Consider the following 15,208-nt stretch of genomic DNA (forward strand, 5'->3'; position numbering starts at 1 on the left):
GTGCGCCCGCGTGCGGCGAGCGGGTTACTGCACGTCGAGCAGGTCGAGTACGGCACGTTCGAGCGCGTGCTGCCGGGCCGCGGGGGTGCGGTACGACCGTCCGGCGGCCTCGGCGATGGTCGAGCCCGACTCGTAGAGGTCGATCAGTCGTGGGTCGATGTAGCTGCCCTTCGCCACCGTGGGCGTGTTGCCGAGGTAGCCGGCCACCTCGCCGACCGCGGTGCGCACCACCTTGGCGCGGGCCGTCTTCGTGGTTGCCGGCGGCGCGGCGGCCAGTGCCGCGGCGAAGATCACGGTGGCGTGCCAGGTGCGAAAGTCCTTCGCCGTGAAGTCGCCGCCGAACAGCTCCGACAGGTAGGCGTTGACGGTGCCGGAGGCCAGGTCGAGCCAGTCCGGGCCCTGGTGGTAGGCCAACAGCCGATCACCGCCGCGGCGCTGCCGCATCACCTGCAGGGCCTCGATCACCGGCTCGTCGTCGATCAGTATGTGGTGCTCGATGCCCGACTTGCCGACGAACTGAAACGCCAACGCCTCGCCGTGCCGGCGCACGTGCCGACGCTTGAGCGTGGTCAGGCCGAACGATCCGTTGGCGTCGGCGTAGGCGTCGTTGCCGATGCGAAAGTAGCCCAGATCGAGCAGCCGGACGGCGGTGGCCGCGGCCCGCTCCAGCGGCATGCCGTCAAGGGCCAGGTCGGCCGACACCTTGCGTCGCACCGTGGGCAGCTTCAGCGCGGCGGTCTCGACCCGGTCGAACTTCAGCTTGTCGCGCTGCACCCGCCACGCCGGGTGGTAGAGGTACTGACGCCGTCCGGCCGCGTCCACCCCGGTGGCCTGCAGATGACCGTTGGGCGTCGGGCAGATCCACACATCGCGCCAGGCCGGGGGAATCACCAGCGTCTTGATGCGTTTCACGTCGGCGTCGGCGAGCCGGCCACCGTGCTCGTCGATGTAGCGAAAGCCCTTGCCGTGACGGCGTCGTGACCAGCCCGGCGACTGGGACGAGACACGGCGCAGTCGGGGCATGCGCCGACGCTACGCCGCCCGCAGCATGAACGCCATCACACGTAGGGGTGCCGCCCGCGCCGTCGGTTCAACGTCCACAGCGGGGCGGCCAGCCACAAGGCGGCGAACACGGCCAGCGCGACGACGCCCGCCACCCAGCCGGCCGGCACACCGACCACCAGGCCCACCACCAGGGTGGCGACCAGCCCGACGGTGAGCGCCAGGCAGCACAGTCCGGCCTTCGCCATCCAGCCGCCCAGGTCGACCAGCACGTCCTTCTCGTGCCGGCGAAACAGCAGCCGGTGCGCGGCCACCGGTGCCAGCACCAGAGCGGTCGCCAGGGCCGAGAACACGACGGCGGCTAGAAAGACGGCGACCAGGGCGGGGTCGAGGTCGAGGAAGCGCGCCTGAAACGGCAGGATCAGCAGAAACCCGGTGAGAATCTGAATGCCCGTCTGGGTGACCCGCAACTCTTGCAGCAGCTCCGACCAGTTGCGGTCGAGCCGTTCGGCCGGCGTCTCGTGACGTTCGACGGGTGCATCGTCACTGCTGCCGTCAGGCGGTTTCATGACTCGACAGGCTACGCCGCCGAGCGTCTGGGTGAGGGTGTTCGGGGCCGGTGTGCAACGGGGTAATGGCAGTGACTGTCTACCTGCCGCCAGGCTGACTAGGTTCGTTCTCATGAACATTCGCAGTGAGGCCGCCGACTTTCTGCGTTCACGGCGCGCTCGCATCACCCCCGAGCAGGTCGGCCTGCCCACCTGGGGTGAACGTCGCCGGGTCACCGGACTGCGCCGCGAAGAGGTCGCCCTGCTGGCCGGCGTCAGCGTCGAGTACTACGTGCGTCTCGAACGCGGCAACCTGGCCGGCGTGTCCGAGGCGGTGCTCGAGGCGGTCAGCAATGCGCTGCGGCTCGATGAGGCCGAGCGCGCCCACCTGTACGACCTGGCCCACGCGGCGTCGAGCCGTGGACGAGCCGCCCGTCCGGTTCGCGGCGTGGTGCGGCCGGCGGTGCAGTGGCTGCTCGACTCCATGGACGGCACCGCCGCCTACGTGCGCAACAACCGCACCGACATTCTGGCCACCAACGCCCTCGGGCGGGCGCTCTACCAACCGGTGCTGGCCATGGCCGGACGCCCCAACGTGGCCCGGTACGTGTTTCTCGACCCCAGCGCGCCCGAGTTCTTCGTCGAGTGGGATCGCATCTGCTACGAGGCCACCGCTCTGCTGCGCAGCCTCGCGGGCGAGAACCCCTACGACCACGGCCTCACCGAACTGGTCGGCGAGCTGTCGACCCGCAGTGACACCTTTCGCCGGCTCTGGGCCGACCACGACGTGCGCCTGCACCGCACCGGTGTGAAGAAGTTTCACCACCCCGTGGTCGGCGACCTCACGCTGGCGTACGAGTCGCTGCAGGTGACCGCCGACACCGGTCTGAGGCTGAACGCCTACGTCGCCGAACCCGGCACCACGTCGGCCGACGCCATGAGGCTGTTGGCGAGTTGGGCCACCGAACCGCACCCGCAACCCGCCCTCGACCCGGAGCGATCGTGAACCCGGCCGCGCACGCCACCGCGACGGGGCCCGCCGAACGGTTCACCGGCCAGGCTCTTCTCGACGGCAGCACCGGCCCCGCTGCGCGCGTCCCCCTCGGCCGGTGCACCGTCACACCCGCACACTGACCCTGTTCACCACCGACGAACGGAAATCACCATGCAGTACACCCGGCTCGGCACGTCCGGCCTGACCGTCAGCCGCATCGCGCTGGGTTGCATGAGCTTCGGCGACACCAGCCGCGGCTTCAGCCAATGGGCACTGTCTGAAGAAGACTCCCAGCCGTACTTCGCCCAAGCCGTGGAATCGGGTATCACCTTCTGGGACACGGCCAACGTGTACACCTTCGGCAGCTCCGAAGAGATCGTGGGCCGAGCCATCGACACCTTCAGCCGCCGCGAAGACGTGGTGCTGGCCACCAAGGTGTTCTTTCGTATGCACGACGGGCCGGGCGGCCACGGTCTGTCGCGCAAGGCGATCATGGAGAACATCGACGCCAGCCTGAAGCGCCTGGGCACCGACTACGTCGACCTGTACCAGATTCACCGGTTCGACCCCGACACGCCGGTCGAAGAGACCATGGAGGCGCTGCACGACGTGGTGAAGGCCGGCAAGGCGCGCTACATCGGTGCCTCGGCGATGCACGCCTGGCAGTTCTCGAAGATGCAGTACGTGGCCACCCTCAATGGCTGGACCCGGTTCGTGTCGATGCAAGACGAGTACAACCTGATCATGCGCGAAGAGGAGCGCGAGATGTTCGGGCTGCTCGCCGATCAGGGCGTCGGCTCCATTCCGTTCTCACCGCTGGCCAAGGGCCGGGTCTGCCGCCCGTGGGGCGAGCGGACGGCACGCATGGACGTCGACCCGGTCGGCCGGCGCTACGACCAGGACGTCGATCGTCCGATCGTCGAGGCGGTGCAACGCGTTGCCGAGGCGCGAGGCATTCCGATGGCGCAGGTCGCCCTGGCCTGGGTGCTGGGCAACCCCGCGGTCAGCGCCCCGATCGTCGGAGCCACGAAGCCGCACCACCTGGCCGACGCCGTCGCCGCGTTGGACGTGCAACTCACCGACGACGAGATCAAGCAACTCGAGGAGCACTACCAGCCACACATTCCCCGCTCGTACTGAGCTGGTCGTCCGCGTCATCCCGGCAGACCTCACCCGGTCATCCCGGCGTAGTCCCACTCGTCATCCCGGCGAACGCCGGGATCTCGGCCCAGACGAAAGCGGGACGGCGTCCACGTCGGCCTTGGGCAGTCGGCACGGTGAGATCCCGGCGTCCGCCGCCCGGATGACGGTCGGGTCCTCCACCCTTTAGGCCACAACGTTAGACAAACCCTGTACAGGATAGGCCTTCGGGTCTAGCGTCGTAGCACGGTCGTGGCCGGCTAATGAGGCCCAACGACCGTCCATGCCTTTCATCGACGGGAGCGCAGATGACCGACACCGACCAGGCAGACCGACTCGAGACCCTCGACAACTTGCTCGGCAAGAGCCGCACGGTGATGTTCACCACGCGCACTGACGGCGGCGAACTGCTCAGCCGCCCGATGACGATTCAAGAGGTCACCGACGATCGGGATCTGGTGTTCATCACCCAGGCGCACACCGACGTGGCCAAGCAGAGCGACGGCAATCCGGTGAACGTGGCGGTGGCCGGCGACGACTACTGGGTCTCGATCAGCGGTACCGGTTCCGTGGCCGAAGAGCCCGAGACCAAGCAGCGGCTGTGGAACACCTTCAACGACGCCTATACCGACGGCGGCCCCGAGAATCCCGACAACGTGGTGCTGCGCGTCAATGCCGACAGTGCCGAGTACTGGGACACCCCGGGAGGCGTGGGCGTGCTGCTCGGCGTGCTCAAGGCGAAGCTCACCGGCGACAAGCCGCAATCGGGCGAAAGCGCGACCGTTCAACTCTGACCACTGCCGACCCCCCCGCCACGGGGGCGGCGCCCACCATGCATTCCCCCGCAGGTGGTCGCCGTCCCCGTCTCATGTCGGCTGGGCGACCTACTGGCTGCCCGCCCCCGCCGGACGACCCTCAACCGGTGCGTCGGCCGACGTCTCGTCACCCTCGACCGCATTCTGGTCGGCCTTGGCCGCCAACCGTTGCGCCTTGCGGTCGCGGCGGTTCTGCCGCCACGTCTCGAGCAGGTCGTAGAGCACCGGCACCAGAATCAGCGTCAGCAGCGTCGAACTCACCAGGCCGCCGATCACCACGATGGCCAGGGGTTTCGAAATGAACACCCCGCCGCCGGTCAGCCCCAGCCCCATCGGCACAAGGGCGAAGATGGTGGCCAGGGCGGTCATGATGATCGGCCGCACCCGCAGCCTGGCCCCGGCCTGAATGGAATCGTCGACGCCCGCGCCGGCCTTTCGTTTCTGGTTGATCAGGTCGATCAGCACGATCGCGTTGGTGACCACGATGCCGATCAGCATCAGCAGGCCGATCATGCTGGGCACGCCGAGCGGCGTGTCGGTGAGCAACGACAGCCCCAAAGCGCCCGTCGCCGCGAACGGAATCGAGATCAGGAGCAGCAGCGGCTGCAGCAGCGATCCAAAGGTGGCCACCATGATCAGGTACACCACCGCGATCGCCACCAGCATCGCGAGGCCGAGCTGCGCGAACGACTCCTGCTGCTGCTGCGACACCCCACCGATGCGCACCGTGACGCCGTCCGGCAGGTCGAGGGCGGCGAGCCCCTGGGTGATGCGGGTCGTGGTGGTGCCCAGGTCGGACGACTCCGAGCTGGCCGAGATGGTCGCGGCCCGGATGCCGTTGACGCGGGTGACCGACGCGGGTGCCTGAACCAGCTTCACCGTGGCCACGTCAGAGAGTCGCACCGCGTCGGCGGTCGCCTCGGCCGCGGCCTTGCTCTGGTCTTGGATCGACTGCTGGATGGCCTGGGCGTCGAGCGACTTCTCGCGCTGCTCCGCCAGCGCGTCCAATTGCTTGTCGACCTGGGTGACCCCCGACTTGGCCTGAGCCAGTGCGCTGCTCAGCTGGGCTACCTGCATGGACACGCCGGATACAGCCTGAGTCAGTTTGAGCACCGCGTCCGAGGTGGCCGGCAGGCACCCAGGGGGCAGGAGGGCCCCCGAGCAGACGGGAATCTGCTGGACCGCCTCAAGCTGTGACTGCAGGCTGGCCAGGTTCTTCTTGGCCTTGGCGAGCTGACTGTTGAGGGTCTTCTGTGCCTTCACCGCCTCCGCACGGCTCTTCTTCAGCGCCGCGACCTGGTCGTTGTAGGCCGCAGTGGCGTCCTTCTTCGACTGCGCGGTGACCTTCTCGGAGCGCTTCTGCACCGCGTCCGCGGCGTCCGACTTGGCGTTGGCGTTCATGAGTTGGGTGACCGGCAGCTTGATGTCGCGCAACTCGTCGATGTTCTGCACCGGCGTCTGTGAGCGCAGATACACGTTCAGCGTGGTGTCGCCCTCGGCCAGGGTGCCGATCAACTGTCCGCGCACCGACCGTGCCACGGCCTGCCCGATGGACGCCTGGGTCATGCCCAGGTCGGCCGCCTTGCCTTCTTTGACGTCCACCGACAGCATGTCGCGGGCCGCTGCCAGGTCGCTGTTCACGTTGGTGAGGCCGGGAATGCCCTGCATCATCGCCAGCACTCGGTCGTTGGCGGTCTGCAGAAGCGTCGAGTCCGAGCTTTCGACGTACACCACGACACCGGTGCTGGAGCCGCCGGCACCGATCGACACCTCGACCTCGCCGACGTCGGGCCCCATCTCGGCGATCTGCTGCCGCAGCCGGTTGGCGGTGTCTGTGGCGTTGCTGCCGGCCTTCAGGGGCACCGTGAACCGGGCCTCGTTCGAGTCGGCCCGGGCGGCCAGAAACACCGCCGAGCTGCCGCTGCCGATGGTGGTCGAGTAGGTCTGCACCGAGGGGTCGGCCGCCAACAGACCTTCGATCTTGGTCGCTGCCTTGTCGGTTTCACTCAAGCCCGTGCCCGAGGGCAGTTTCTGGGTGATCGCCAGACTTTCGGTGCCGGTGCTGCCGATGAAGTCGGTCTTGAGCCGCGGCACCAACGCCAGGGTGCCGGCGAACACCAGAACCGCCAGCAGCAGGGTGAGCCAGCGGTGCCCGAGCGCCCAGTTGAGCACCGGCAGATAGGACTTCTGCAGCCAGGTGTCCTTCTCTTCGGACGCCCCCGCGGCCTCGATCTTGGCCTGTTGCTTGGCGGTGGGCCGCATGAACCACGAGGCGAACACGGGCACCACCGTCAGCGACACGATCAGGGACGCCAGCAGGGCCACCACCGCAGCGACGGCGAAGGGGCGAAAGATCTCGCCCGCCTGCCCACCGACCAGGCCGATGGGCAGGAACACTGCGACGGTGGTGAGCGTCGACGACGTGACGGCGCCGCTCACCTCTTTGACGGCGTTGATGATCGACTTGCGACCGAACTCGCCGTCGCCCTGGTGTCGTTTGATGTTCTCGATCACCACGATGGAGTCGTCGACGACTCGGCCGACGGCGACCGTCAACGCGGCCAGGGTGAGAATGTTCAGGGTGTAGCCACCCACCCACAGCCCGATCAGGGCGATCAGCAGCGACAGCGGAATCGAGATCGCGGTGATCAGCGTGGGGCGCAGCGACTGCAGAAACAGCAGGATCACGAACACGGCCATCGCCAGGCCGATGCCGCCTTCGACGGTCAGGTCATGCACCGACTGCTCGATGTAGGGGGCCTGGTCGAACACCGTGACGAACTTGGCGTTGTTGCCCAGGGCACGTTCGAGTTCGGGGAGTCGGTCGGCGATGCCGTGGGCCACCGTGACGGTGTTGGCGTCGGGGGTCTTGATGATCTGCAGGGTGAGGGAGGTGCGTCCGTCGACGCGCGAAATGCTCGTGGTGGCGACGGGCGCCTCTTTGACGGTGGCCAACTCGCTGAGCTTCACCGGGCCGTCGGTGCCCTGCAGCCGCAGGTTCTTGATCTCGTCGACCGTTGAGTAGGTGGTGCCCGTCTGCACGTCGAGATTGGCCGTGTCGGTGCGCATCGTGCCCGAGGGAATCGCGTTGGCGTTCGCGGCGAACAACTGCGCGATCGTGGTCGGGTCGACGCCGTAGTCGGCCAGCTTCGACTGCTTGTAGGTGATGACGATCTCGCGCTCTTCTTTGCCCGACACGGTCACGTCGCGAACGCCGGGCACCGACTTGAGTTCGGGTGCGACGGTGTCGGTGACCTTCTGCGACAACACGTTCAGGTCTTCGTCGCTTGACAGGGCCAGTACAGCGACCGGAATGTCATCGGTGCCGCCGGTGATCACGGTGGGGTCGACGTTGGCCGGCAGTCCGCCCGAGATCGAGTCGACGGCGCTGCGCAGTTTGTTGGCCATGTCGTCGGCGGCGATGCCGTAGTCCCACTGGACGGTCACTTGCGACACGCCGCTGGAACTGACAGAGGTCACCGAGGTGACCCCGTCGACCGCTTTCACGGCGGCCTCGATCGGCTTGCTCACCTGGGCTTCGACGACCTCGGGGCTGGCGCCGGCGTAGACGCTCACGACGTTGCCGCGCGGCACGTCGATCGAGGGGATGAGTTCCTGCTTCAGAGCGGTGGTGGCGTAGACGCCCAAGCCGATGATGAGCAGGCTGAGCAGCAGCACCACCGTGCGGTGGGCAAGGCTGAGTTTGGTCAGGCGCAGCACAGTTTCCCCTTCGTCCGCCCCTGCGGCGGGCAACGCGTGGCCTGGGCCGACCACATCGGTTAGTGTAGCCCTAACTATTTCTGTAACAGAAAGCTTCATGCCGTGCGGTCATTCGAGGCGGTCGGAACCGACCCGCAGCGCGTTGCGCTCGCCGCCGAGGTTGTGCGCATCAACGCCCGCATTCACGATCGGGCGATGGCTCTGGTCGGGCCGATGCCGGTACCCCCCGACGTGACGATTCAGCAGTTGCGGGTGCTCGATCACGTGATGAAGCAGCCGGGACTGTCGGGGCAGGAACTGGGCGCCCTGCTGGGCGTCAGCGCGCCCACTGCCAGCGGCTTGGTGGAGCGCATGGTCGAAAAGGGGTTGATCAGTCGCACCGACGACGTCGACGACCGGCGGGTGCGCCGGCTGCACCCCACCGAGGCCGGGCTCGACACGATGCGCCGGCTCGACTCGATGTTCGAGCGGGCGCTGGCCGTGGTGCTGCAGGAGCTGTCGACCGCCGACTTGGAGCTGTTGTGCCAGGGAGCGCAGGCGATGTTGTCGGCCATTGAACGGGTGCGCGCCCGGCACCAGGGCGAGGCCTGAGCTTTCGCGGGTCGAGGTCGTCCGCGGGTCGAGCTTGTCGAGACCTGATTCCGATGGACTTCGGGCGCCGCGCAACTCACCGATGCTCCAGCCGCAGTCGGCACGGCGGTGTCGTTGGTCGAGCTTGTCGAGACTTCATCCCGAAGGGCTTCGGACGCCGCCCAGCTCACCGATGCTCCAGCGGCAGCCGCGCAACGGTGGGCCATGGGTCGTCCACCAGTCGTCCGTAGGTGAGCACGTCGACCCGATCGCCCTCCACCAGCAGCTTGCGCCGCTCGAGCCCTTCGGGCACGAACCCGGCCGTGCGAGCGACCGACTCCGAGGCGGGGTTGTTCACTCGGTGGCCGAGTTCGAGGCGATCCAGCCCGCCGTCGGTGAGGGCCCAGTCGGCGACGGTGGCGGCGGCTCGCGTCGTCCAACCCCTGCCGTGAAACCCGGCGTGCATCCAGTACCACAGCCACCCGTTGCGGTTGGGCTGGTCAATGCTGATGCCGACCGCCCCGACCACGCGGTCGTGCACTGTGACGCCGAACACGACGTGGGGCCCGTCCAGCAGGGTGGCGAGGTAGTGTGCGGCCGTGTCGAGGCTGGTCACGCCGCCCTGGCGGGCCATGTCGGTGGCCGAGGCGAAGGCGGCGAGCACGTCGGCGGCGTCGTCGGGGCGAATCGGACGCAAGCCCGGCTCGTCGGGGTGCGGCGGACGGGCCGACGTCGTGTTCACCCGATCAGTTCAGCATCGATCTCGTTGACTTTCACCAGCAGGCCATCGGGGGTGCGTAGCTGCAATTGCCGCCCGAAACCCTCGTCGCTGGTCGGCTGGGCGACCTTCACGCCCGCATCTCGCGCGCGACGCTCCACGTGTTCGAGCGGCGTGCGCGATTCGAAGGTCAACTCGACGGAGGCCTCGCCCTGGTCGGGGTTGGGCGGGTGGGCGAGCAGCCCGATCTCGGCGCCGCCGATGGCCACCTGCACCCAGTCACCGTCGCGGCTGCCCTGCCCGATGCGTCCACCGAGCGCCTCCAGCAGCGTGACGGTGCCGGCCAGGTCGTGCACGTGCACCAGCGGTTGGAGCAGCAGGTCGGGGGAGGATGGGTCGGCGTCTTCGGGTGCGTCGGGGGACTCGCCCGCCGAGAGATCGTCCGACTCGGGGTTCTCTTGCTGCCAGTCGCCCAAGTAGCCGGAGCAGATGCGGTTGAGCAGCGCTGACAAGGAAAGGTCTGAATCGAGTGCGCGGCGCTTCAGGGCCGTGATCAGTCTTTGGTCGAGGGTCACGCTCAGTTGTGCGGTCACCGATCGACGCTATGCCGTTGCGCGCCACGTGTCACCACCCGGCGGGGTACCTGGCGTGGGTTGGGGACGGTTCCGAACTCGCGCCATCTGCCGTCCTGGCGTGGGTTGGGGACGGTTCCAAGCTCGCGCCACCCGCCACCTGAGGTGGTCAGCGGTGGTGGCGGAACGTCCTGCCTTCGGCGTGCATGAGTTGGAGCCTGCGGAAGCTCAAACGTGCGGCGGCGGGCTCGTTTAGGACGCACCCGAACTCGACCGCTAGGCTAATGACCCTTGCGGATGTAGCTCAATGGTAGAGCCCCAGTCTTCCAAACTGGCTACGCGGGTTCGATTCCCGTCATCCGCTCCGGTTCATGACCGCACCGATACAACCGACCACAACAGGAGCACCACGTTGCCCAGCACCGTCGAGCAGCTCAACCCGTCGCGGGTGAAGCTGACCGTGGAGATCCCCTTCAGCGACCTCCAGCCCCACCTGACCAAGGCCTACCGCGAGATCGCGCAGAGCGTCAACATTCCCGGCTTCCGCAAGGGCAAGGTGCCCTCGGCGGTCATCGACCAACGGTTCGGCCGCGGCATGGTGCTGCAAGAGGCCATCAACGCCGCCCTGCCCAGTGCCTACGGCCAGGCCGTCGAGGCCAACAAGCTGATCCCGCTGGGTGACCCCGAGGTCGAGATCACCAAGCTTGAGGACGGCGACCTGGTCGAGTTCGTGGCCGAGGTCGACGTGCGCCCCGAGTTCGACCTGCCTGCGTTCAGCACCCTGACCGCAACCGTGCCGGTGCTCGCCGATCTCGACACCGAGATCGACAACCGCATCGCCATGATGCGCGAGCGCTTCGCCACCAGCACCGAGGTCGAGCGAGCGGCCGCCGAGGGTGACGTGGTCACCATCGACCTGGTCGGCACCCGCGACGGTGAGGAACTGCAAGACGCCACCGCCGAGGGCGTCACCTACACCATCGGCGCCGGCGGCATGCTCGACGGGCTCGACGAAGCCGTCACCGGCCTGAAGGCGGGGGAGTCCGCCGACTTCAGCTCGACCCTGGTCGGCGGCCCGCTGACCGGCGAGCCGGCCGACATTCACGTGACGGTGAGCAAGGTCTCTGAGCAGCAGTTGCCCGAGCTCGACGACGACTTCGCTCAGCTCGTGTCCGAGTTCGACACCGTCGACGAGATGAAGGCCGACCTCGGCCGGGGCGTGGAGCAGATGCTGCGATACGACCAGCTCAACGACGCCCGCGACAAGGTGCTCGAAGACCTGGTCGGCAAGGTCGAGTTCGACTTGCCCGCCAAGCTGCTCGCCAGCGAGGTCGACGCCCGACACAGCCAGATCAACGATCAGCTCAAGCGCGCCGGGCTCACCCTGGATCGCTACCTCGAGTCTGCCGACGAAGAGGCCGACACCGCCGATGAGTTCTGGGCCCTGGTCGACGCGCGGGCTGAGCAGAGCCTGCGTGCGCAGATTCTGCTCGACGCCATCGCAGACAGCAACGAGGTGGGCGTCGAGCAGCACGAGCTCACCGACCTGATCGTGCGCAAGGCCCAGCAGAACGGCAGCACGCCCGAGCAAGAGCTGCAGCACATGATGGAACACGACCACATGAGCGCCTGGATGCAAGAGATCCGGCGCAACAAGGCCCTGGGCCTGCTGCTGGCCGAGGCGACCGTGACCGACGAGGCCGGTGCCGTGGTCGACGTCAAGCCCGAGGTCATCACCGAAGCCGACGACGCTGCTGAGGACGAAGCGGACGCCGCCGTCGAAGACGAGGTCGAGAAGGCCTGACGCGTCACAGTCGAGATCGAACGCCCGCGAGTTCCACTCGCGGGCGTTCGTCCTCGGTTCGTGTCGCAGCCAAGCGGAGCGTCTTGGGCCAGAGAACGCGCCACAGTGGGTTTGGGCTGACGAGGTCCGGACGAGTTCAGAACCGGCGTTGCGGCATGCGTCAGCGATTGAGGGCGGACAGTTCACCGATCGCGATCGAGGCATCCCCGGTGTTGTAGGCCGGCACAGTGCCCGAGAAACCGGCGACCGACCAGTCGACGTCCCAGTTCGAGTGGGTGCGCACCGTGTAAGTGCCCTTCGGCAGCGACGGGGTGGTGTAGGTGTGCCCACAGGTCGGTGAGGGCGTGCCGGCCTTCACCGCTTCGCTGTAGGCAGCCATCTTGGTGCACGTGACAGATCTGCCGTCACCCATGTCGAAGGTGGTCGAGCGCCAGCGCGCGGTGAGCGTGAAGGTGAGCCCGGACACCGACCGTGTGGTGGTGACGCTTCTGGTGTCACCGGCGGTGAGCCAGATGGGAAATCCGACCGCGAGCATCTTCCACTCGTTGTTGTTCGGGTCGGGGGAGAATGTCGGGGTTGGCGTCGGCAGGTCGAGTTGGGTCGCCAGACTGACCGCGAGACCGGCCGCGATGTTGCCGCTCAGCAGCAGGTCGTCAGCTCCGGTACTTCCCCGCTGTTCGCCGTCACCGAAGCAACTCAGCTCCTTCGTGGCGGCCCAGCAGCGATCCTGAGCGCTTGTTTGTACTTCCGCCTTCCTGGTGTTCGAGCCGTTCCACTGTTTCTGCTTGTTCGGCGACTGGGTCTTGCCGATCGACTGAATGACTACGCCTCTGGCCTTGCCCTTCTTGGTGGCCACTTTGACCTTCGTCTTCGGCGGGGGCTTCTTCTTATCCGCGGGTGCTTCGTAAATGTTGCCGAAGCCGCCTGTAGGGGCAGGGAGTCCTGCTATGGCGCTAGGAGCCGCCGCGAAGGGAAGTAGCGAGTGAGCCACCAGGGCGACCAGGATGACAGTTAACCTCCGCATCTCGCCGCCTCAGACATTACGTCAACGAGCTTGATCGAACCGTCGATCCGCTTTGCCACGTAATCTTCATCGGCGAAGGTGCCGCGGCTGATCGTCTTGCCCTTCCGTTGAAAGACCAACGAGCGCCCATCGGAGCACGCATTGAAACTTGCCGTGCCGTCAGACTTGGCCTTGGTGGGCGTTATGGCGACGATCTTTACTTCGCCCGACACTGCTCGTACACCGGCGCGCTTCATGTCTGCGAACCCGTTCATCGCGCTGTCCATGACGACGTCGGCGATCGTTGCTTTCATCTCGTCCGTGGGCGTGAGTGTTCCACCGGCCAAATACAGCCGGTTGGCCTCTTTGATCCAACGGCGATACACGTCCATCGCCTCGGCGGTGAACTGCTCCTGCTCGAACTCTTTGGTCGTGCACGGCTTCGGCGTGGCGCTGCCGAGGGAGCAGGTGGGGCTGGGTGTCGCCGACGGGCTCGCAGAGACCGACGGCGAACTGGTCACCGGCGAGGGAGTGGGGCTCGTCGGCGTGCACGCGGTGAGCACCGCCAACGCTGCTGCTGCTACTACTGGTCTCATCGGGCTACTCCCGGGGCTGGGTATTTCGAGGGAGTATTCCAGCGTTGCGTGCCGCGTGGGGGGTTATCCACAGGCTGTGCCGATTCTGGTGCCACCGTGGGCATGGGTGGCGGTCGAATAGGCGCCACCCTAGGCGCGTCTCGCGCCTGGCTGCCGCTGACCGCCGTGCAGCCGTCCGGCGTCCTCGAGGTCACGTGGCTGGGTCGTGAGGTTCCGGCGTTCACCGGAATGACGAGTGCGCAAGCGACGAGGGTTGCGCCTCGAGCCGGACGGCGGTCAGCCGTCATCCAGGCGGACGCCGGGACCTCTGTCGGTGAAGTGTGAGCCGTGCGCCGACAGCGAACAGCGGCCGGATGCCCTTAGCTTTGTCACCCGCGTTGGATAGGTTCGGCGTCGTGAACGAGATGCTACCCCTGCCATTGACGGACGCTGCACCGCTGCGCGCCGCAGCCGGCCCCAGCCTGGCCGGTATCAACGATTCGGTCTACCAGGCGCTGCTGGCCAACCGAATCATCTTTCTGGGTTCTGAGGTGCGCGACGAGAACGCCAACGCGATCTGTGCGCAGATGCTGCTGCTGAACGCCGAAGACCCGCACAAAGACATCTACCTCTACATCAACAGCCCCGGCGGCTCGGTCGACTCGGGCATGGCGATCTTCGACACCATGCAGTGGATCAGCAACGACGTCGCCACCGTCGCCATGGGCCTGGCCGCCTCGATGGGCCAGTTCCTGCTCAGCGCCGGCCAGAAGGGCAAGCGCTTCGCCCTGCCGCACGCGCGCATCATGATGCACCAGCCGTCCGGCGGCTTGGGCGGTACCGCGTCCGACATTCGTATTCAGGCCGAGCAGTCGCTGCACATCAAGAAGACGATGTCGCACCTGATCGCCGAACACACCGGCCAGACGGTCGAGCAGATCGAGGCCGATTCCGACCGCGACCGGTGGTTCACCGCGCCCGAAGCACTCGAGTACGGCTTCATCGACCACGTCTACGAGCGCGCCAGCGACATCAAGTCGCCCGACGCACCGAACCAGTGAGGACTGAGATGACCATGCCTGCTCTGCCCGGTGGACTGGCCCCGTCCGGTCCGTCCATGGACTACTACATTCCGCAGTGGGAAGAACGCACCAGCTACGGCATGCGGCGCGTCGACCCCTACACGAAGCTCTTCGAAGACCGCATCATCTTTCTGGGCACCCCGATCAGCGACGACATCGCCAACGCCGTGATGGCCCAGTTGCTGTGCCTCCAGTCGATGGATCCGGAACGTCCGATCAGCATCTACCTGAACAGCCCCGGCGGCTCGTTCACGGCGCTGACGGCCATCTACGACACGATGCGCTACATCAAGCCCGACGTGCAGACCGTCTGCCTCGGCCAGGCAGCCTCGGCCGCCGCCGTGCTGCTGGCCGCAGGCACCAAGGGCAAGCGCCTGGCACTGCCCAACAGCCGCATTCTGATTCACCAGCCCGCCACCGAGGGTGGCTATGGCCAAAGCTCCGACCTCGAGATTCAGGCCAAGGAAATTCTTCGCATCCGGTCGTTGATGGAGGGCATGCTCGCCGAAGCCACCGGCCAGGACGTCGAGAAGGTCAGCCGTGACATCGAGCGCGACAAGTACCTGACCGCCGAAGAGGCCGTCGAGTACGGCATCGTCGACGCCATTCTCACCTCGCTCAAGGACGCCGACGCCTGACCCTGCGACGCTGGCGCGCATCCCTTG

At 67.0% G+C, this 15,208-nt stretch carries 14 protein-coding genes and 1 tRNA gene; 8 read left to right on the forward strand and 7 right to left on the reverse strand.

The window, feature by feature from the left end:
• Positions 1-24 precede the first annotated feature (24 nt).
• Complete coding sequence (locus tag MPLG2_RS02570; RefSeq protein WP_105184788.1) at positions 25-1,023, reverse strand: DNA topoisomerase IB; 999 nt, start codon at positions 1,021-1,023, stop codon at positions 25-27.
• Between the two features lie 35 nt (positions 1,024-1,058).
• Positions 1,059-1,571 carry a DUF6328 family protein gene (locus MPLG2_RS02575; RefSeq protein WP_105184789.1) on the reverse strand — a complete coding sequence of 171 codons (513 nt, stop codon included), beginning with the start codon at positions 1,569-1,571 and terminating at the stop codon, positions 1,059-1,061.
• Positions 1,572-1,683: 112 nt separating this feature from the next.
• Here MPLG2_RS02575 and MPLG2_RS02580 point away from each other — a divergent pair, with 112 nt between their 5' ends.
• The 3 genes from MPLG2_RS02580 (at position 1,684) to MPLG2_RS02590 (ending at position 4,478) form a co-directional block, all read left to right on the forward strand.
• Positions 1,684-2,556, forward strand: a complete 873-nt coding sequence (locus tag MPLG2_RS02580; protein WP_105184790.1) for a helix-turn-helix transcriptional regulator — start codon at positions 1,684-1,686, stop codon at positions 2,554-2,556.
• 159 nt (positions 2,557-2,715) lie between these two features.
• Positions 2,716-3,684 carry an aldo/keto reductase gene (locus MPLG2_RS02585; protein WP_105184791.1) on the forward strand — a complete coding sequence of 323 codons (969 nt, stop codon included), beginning with the start codon at positions 2,716-2,718 and terminating at the stop codon, positions 3,682-3,684.
• Positions 3,685-3,992: 308 nt separating this feature from the next.
• Positions 3,993-4,478, forward strand: a complete 486-nt coding sequence (locus MPLG2_RS02590) for a pyridoxamine 5'-phosphate oxidase family protein (RefSeq protein WP_158680805.1) — start codon at positions 3,993-3,995, stop codon at positions 4,476-4,478.
• A gap of 90 nt (positions 4,479-4,568) precedes the next feature.
• Here MPLG2_RS02590 and MPLG2_RS02595 read toward each other — a convergent pair whose 3' ends face one another.
• Entirely contained in the window at positions 4,569-8,219 is a 3,651-nt protein-coding gene (locus MPLG2_RS02595; RefSeq protein WP_158680806.1) for an efflux RND transporter permease subunit, read from the reverse strand.
• Between the two features lie 102 nt (positions 8,220-8,321).
• Between MPLG2_RS02595 and MPLG2_RS02600 the strand changes: the two genes are divergently transcribed.
• Entirely contained in the window at positions 8,322-8,810 is a 489-nt protein-coding gene (locus tag MPLG2_RS02600; RefSeq protein ID WP_105184794.1) for a MarR family winged helix-turn-helix transcriptional regulator, read from the forward strand.
• 166 nt (positions 8,811-8,976) lie between these two features.
• Here MPLG2_RS02600 and MPLG2_RS02605 read toward each other — a convergent pair whose 3' ends face one another.
• Positions 8,977-9,531, reverse strand: coding sequence for a GNAT family N-acetyltransferase (locus tag MPLG2_RS02605; RefSeq protein WP_231935759.1), 555 nt, complete (start codon positions 9,529-9,531; stop codon positions 8,977-8,979).
• Positions 9,528-10,100: a VOC family protein gene (locus tag MPLG2_RS02610; RefSeq protein WP_105184795.1), complete on the reverse strand. Its 573-nt coding sequence runs from the start codon at positions 10,098-10,100 to the stop codon at positions 9,528-9,530. The genes MPLG2_RS02605 and MPLG2_RS02610 overlap by 4 nt, the downstream gene beginning before the upstream one ends.
• A 272-nt stretch (positions 10,101-10,372) precedes the next feature.
• Between MPLG2_RS02610 and MPLG2_RS02615 the strand changes: the two genes are divergently transcribed.
• A tRNA-Gly gene (locus tag MPLG2_RS02615) sits at positions 10,373-10,443 on the forward strand.
• 48 nt (positions 10,444-10,491) lie between these two features.
• Positions 10,492-11,883 carry a trigger factor gene (gene tig / locus MPLG2_RS02620; RefSeq protein WP_105184796.1) on the forward strand — a complete coding sequence of 464 codons (1,392 nt, stop codon included), beginning with the start codon at positions 10,492-10,494 and terminating at the stop codon, positions 11,881-11,883.
• A 160-nt stretch (positions 11,884-12,043) separates the two neighbouring features.
• On the opposite strand, the gene MPLG2_RS02625 is transcribed toward tig, so the two are convergent.
• On the reverse strand, positions 12,044-12,907 hold the full coding sequence (locus MPLG2_RS02625; RefSeq protein ID WP_158680807.1) for a hypothetical protein: 864 nt from the start codon (positions 12,905-12,907) through the stop codon (positions 12,044-12,046).
• On the reverse strand, positions 12,895-13,455 hold the full coding sequence (locus MPLG2_RS02630; protein WP_158680808.1) for a hypothetical protein: 561 nt from the start codon (positions 13,453-13,455) through the stop codon (positions 12,895-12,897). Before MPLG2_RS02630 ends, MPLG2_RS02625 begins: the two co-directional genes overlap by 13 nt.
• Positions 13,456-13,886: 431 nt before the next feature.
• Between MPLG2_RS02630 and MPLG2_RS02635 the strand changes: the two genes are divergently transcribed.
• On the forward strand, positions 13,887-14,522 hold the full coding sequence (locus MPLG2_RS02635; RefSeq protein WP_105187424.1) for an ATP-dependent Clp protease proteolytic subunit: 636 nt from the start codon (positions 13,887-13,889) through the stop codon (positions 14,520-14,522).
• Between the two features lie 8 nt (positions 14,523-14,530).
• The gene (locus MPLG2_RS02640; protein ID WP_231935760.1) at positions 14,531-15,181 is read left to right on the forward strand and encodes an ATP-dependent Clp protease proteolytic subunit; all 651 of its coding nucleotides are present in this window, start codon (positions 14,531-14,533) and stop codon (positions 15,179-15,181) included.
• Positions 15,182-15,208: the final 27 nt, after the last annotated feature.

The sequence above is a fragment of the Micropruina glycogenica genome (assembly GCF_900289045.1).
GTDB lineage: Bacteria > Actinomycetota > Actinomycetes > Propionibacteriales > Propionibacteriaceae > Micropruina > Micropruina glycogenica.

Coding starts and splice junctions, on each gene's coding strand:
- MPLG2_RS02570 (WP_105184788.1), bottom strand. CDS start 1,023: ATGCCCCGACTGCGCCGTGTCTCGTCCCAGTCGCCGGGCTGGTCACGA.
- MPLG2_RS02575 (WP_105184789.1), bottom strand. CDS start 1,571: ATGAAACCGCCTGACGGCAGCAGTGACGATGCACCCGTCGAACGTCAC.
- MPLG2_RS02580 (WP_105184790.1), top strand. CDS start 1,684: ATGAACATTCGCAGTGAGGCCGCCGACTTTCTGCGTTCACGGCGCGCT.
- MPLG2_RS02585 (WP_105184791.1), top strand. CDS start 2,716: ATGCAGTACACCCGGCTCGGCACGTCCGGCCTGACCGTCAGCCGCATC.
- MPLG2_RS02590 (WP_158680805.1), top strand. CDS start 3,993: ATGACCGACACCGACCAGGCAGACCGACTCGAGACCCTCGACAACTTG.
- MPLG2_RS02625 (WP_158680807.1), bottom strand. CDS start 12,907: ATGCGGAGGTTAACTGTCATCCTGGTCGCCCTGGTGGCTCACTCGCTA.
- MPLG2_RS02635 (WP_105187424.1), top strand. CDS start 13,887: ATGCTACCCCTGCCATTGACGGACGCTGCACCGCTGCGCGCCGCAGCC.
- MPLG2_RS02640 (WP_231935760.1), top strand. CDS start 14,531: ATGACCATGCCTGCTCTGCCCGGTGGACTGGCCCCGTCCGGTCCGTCC.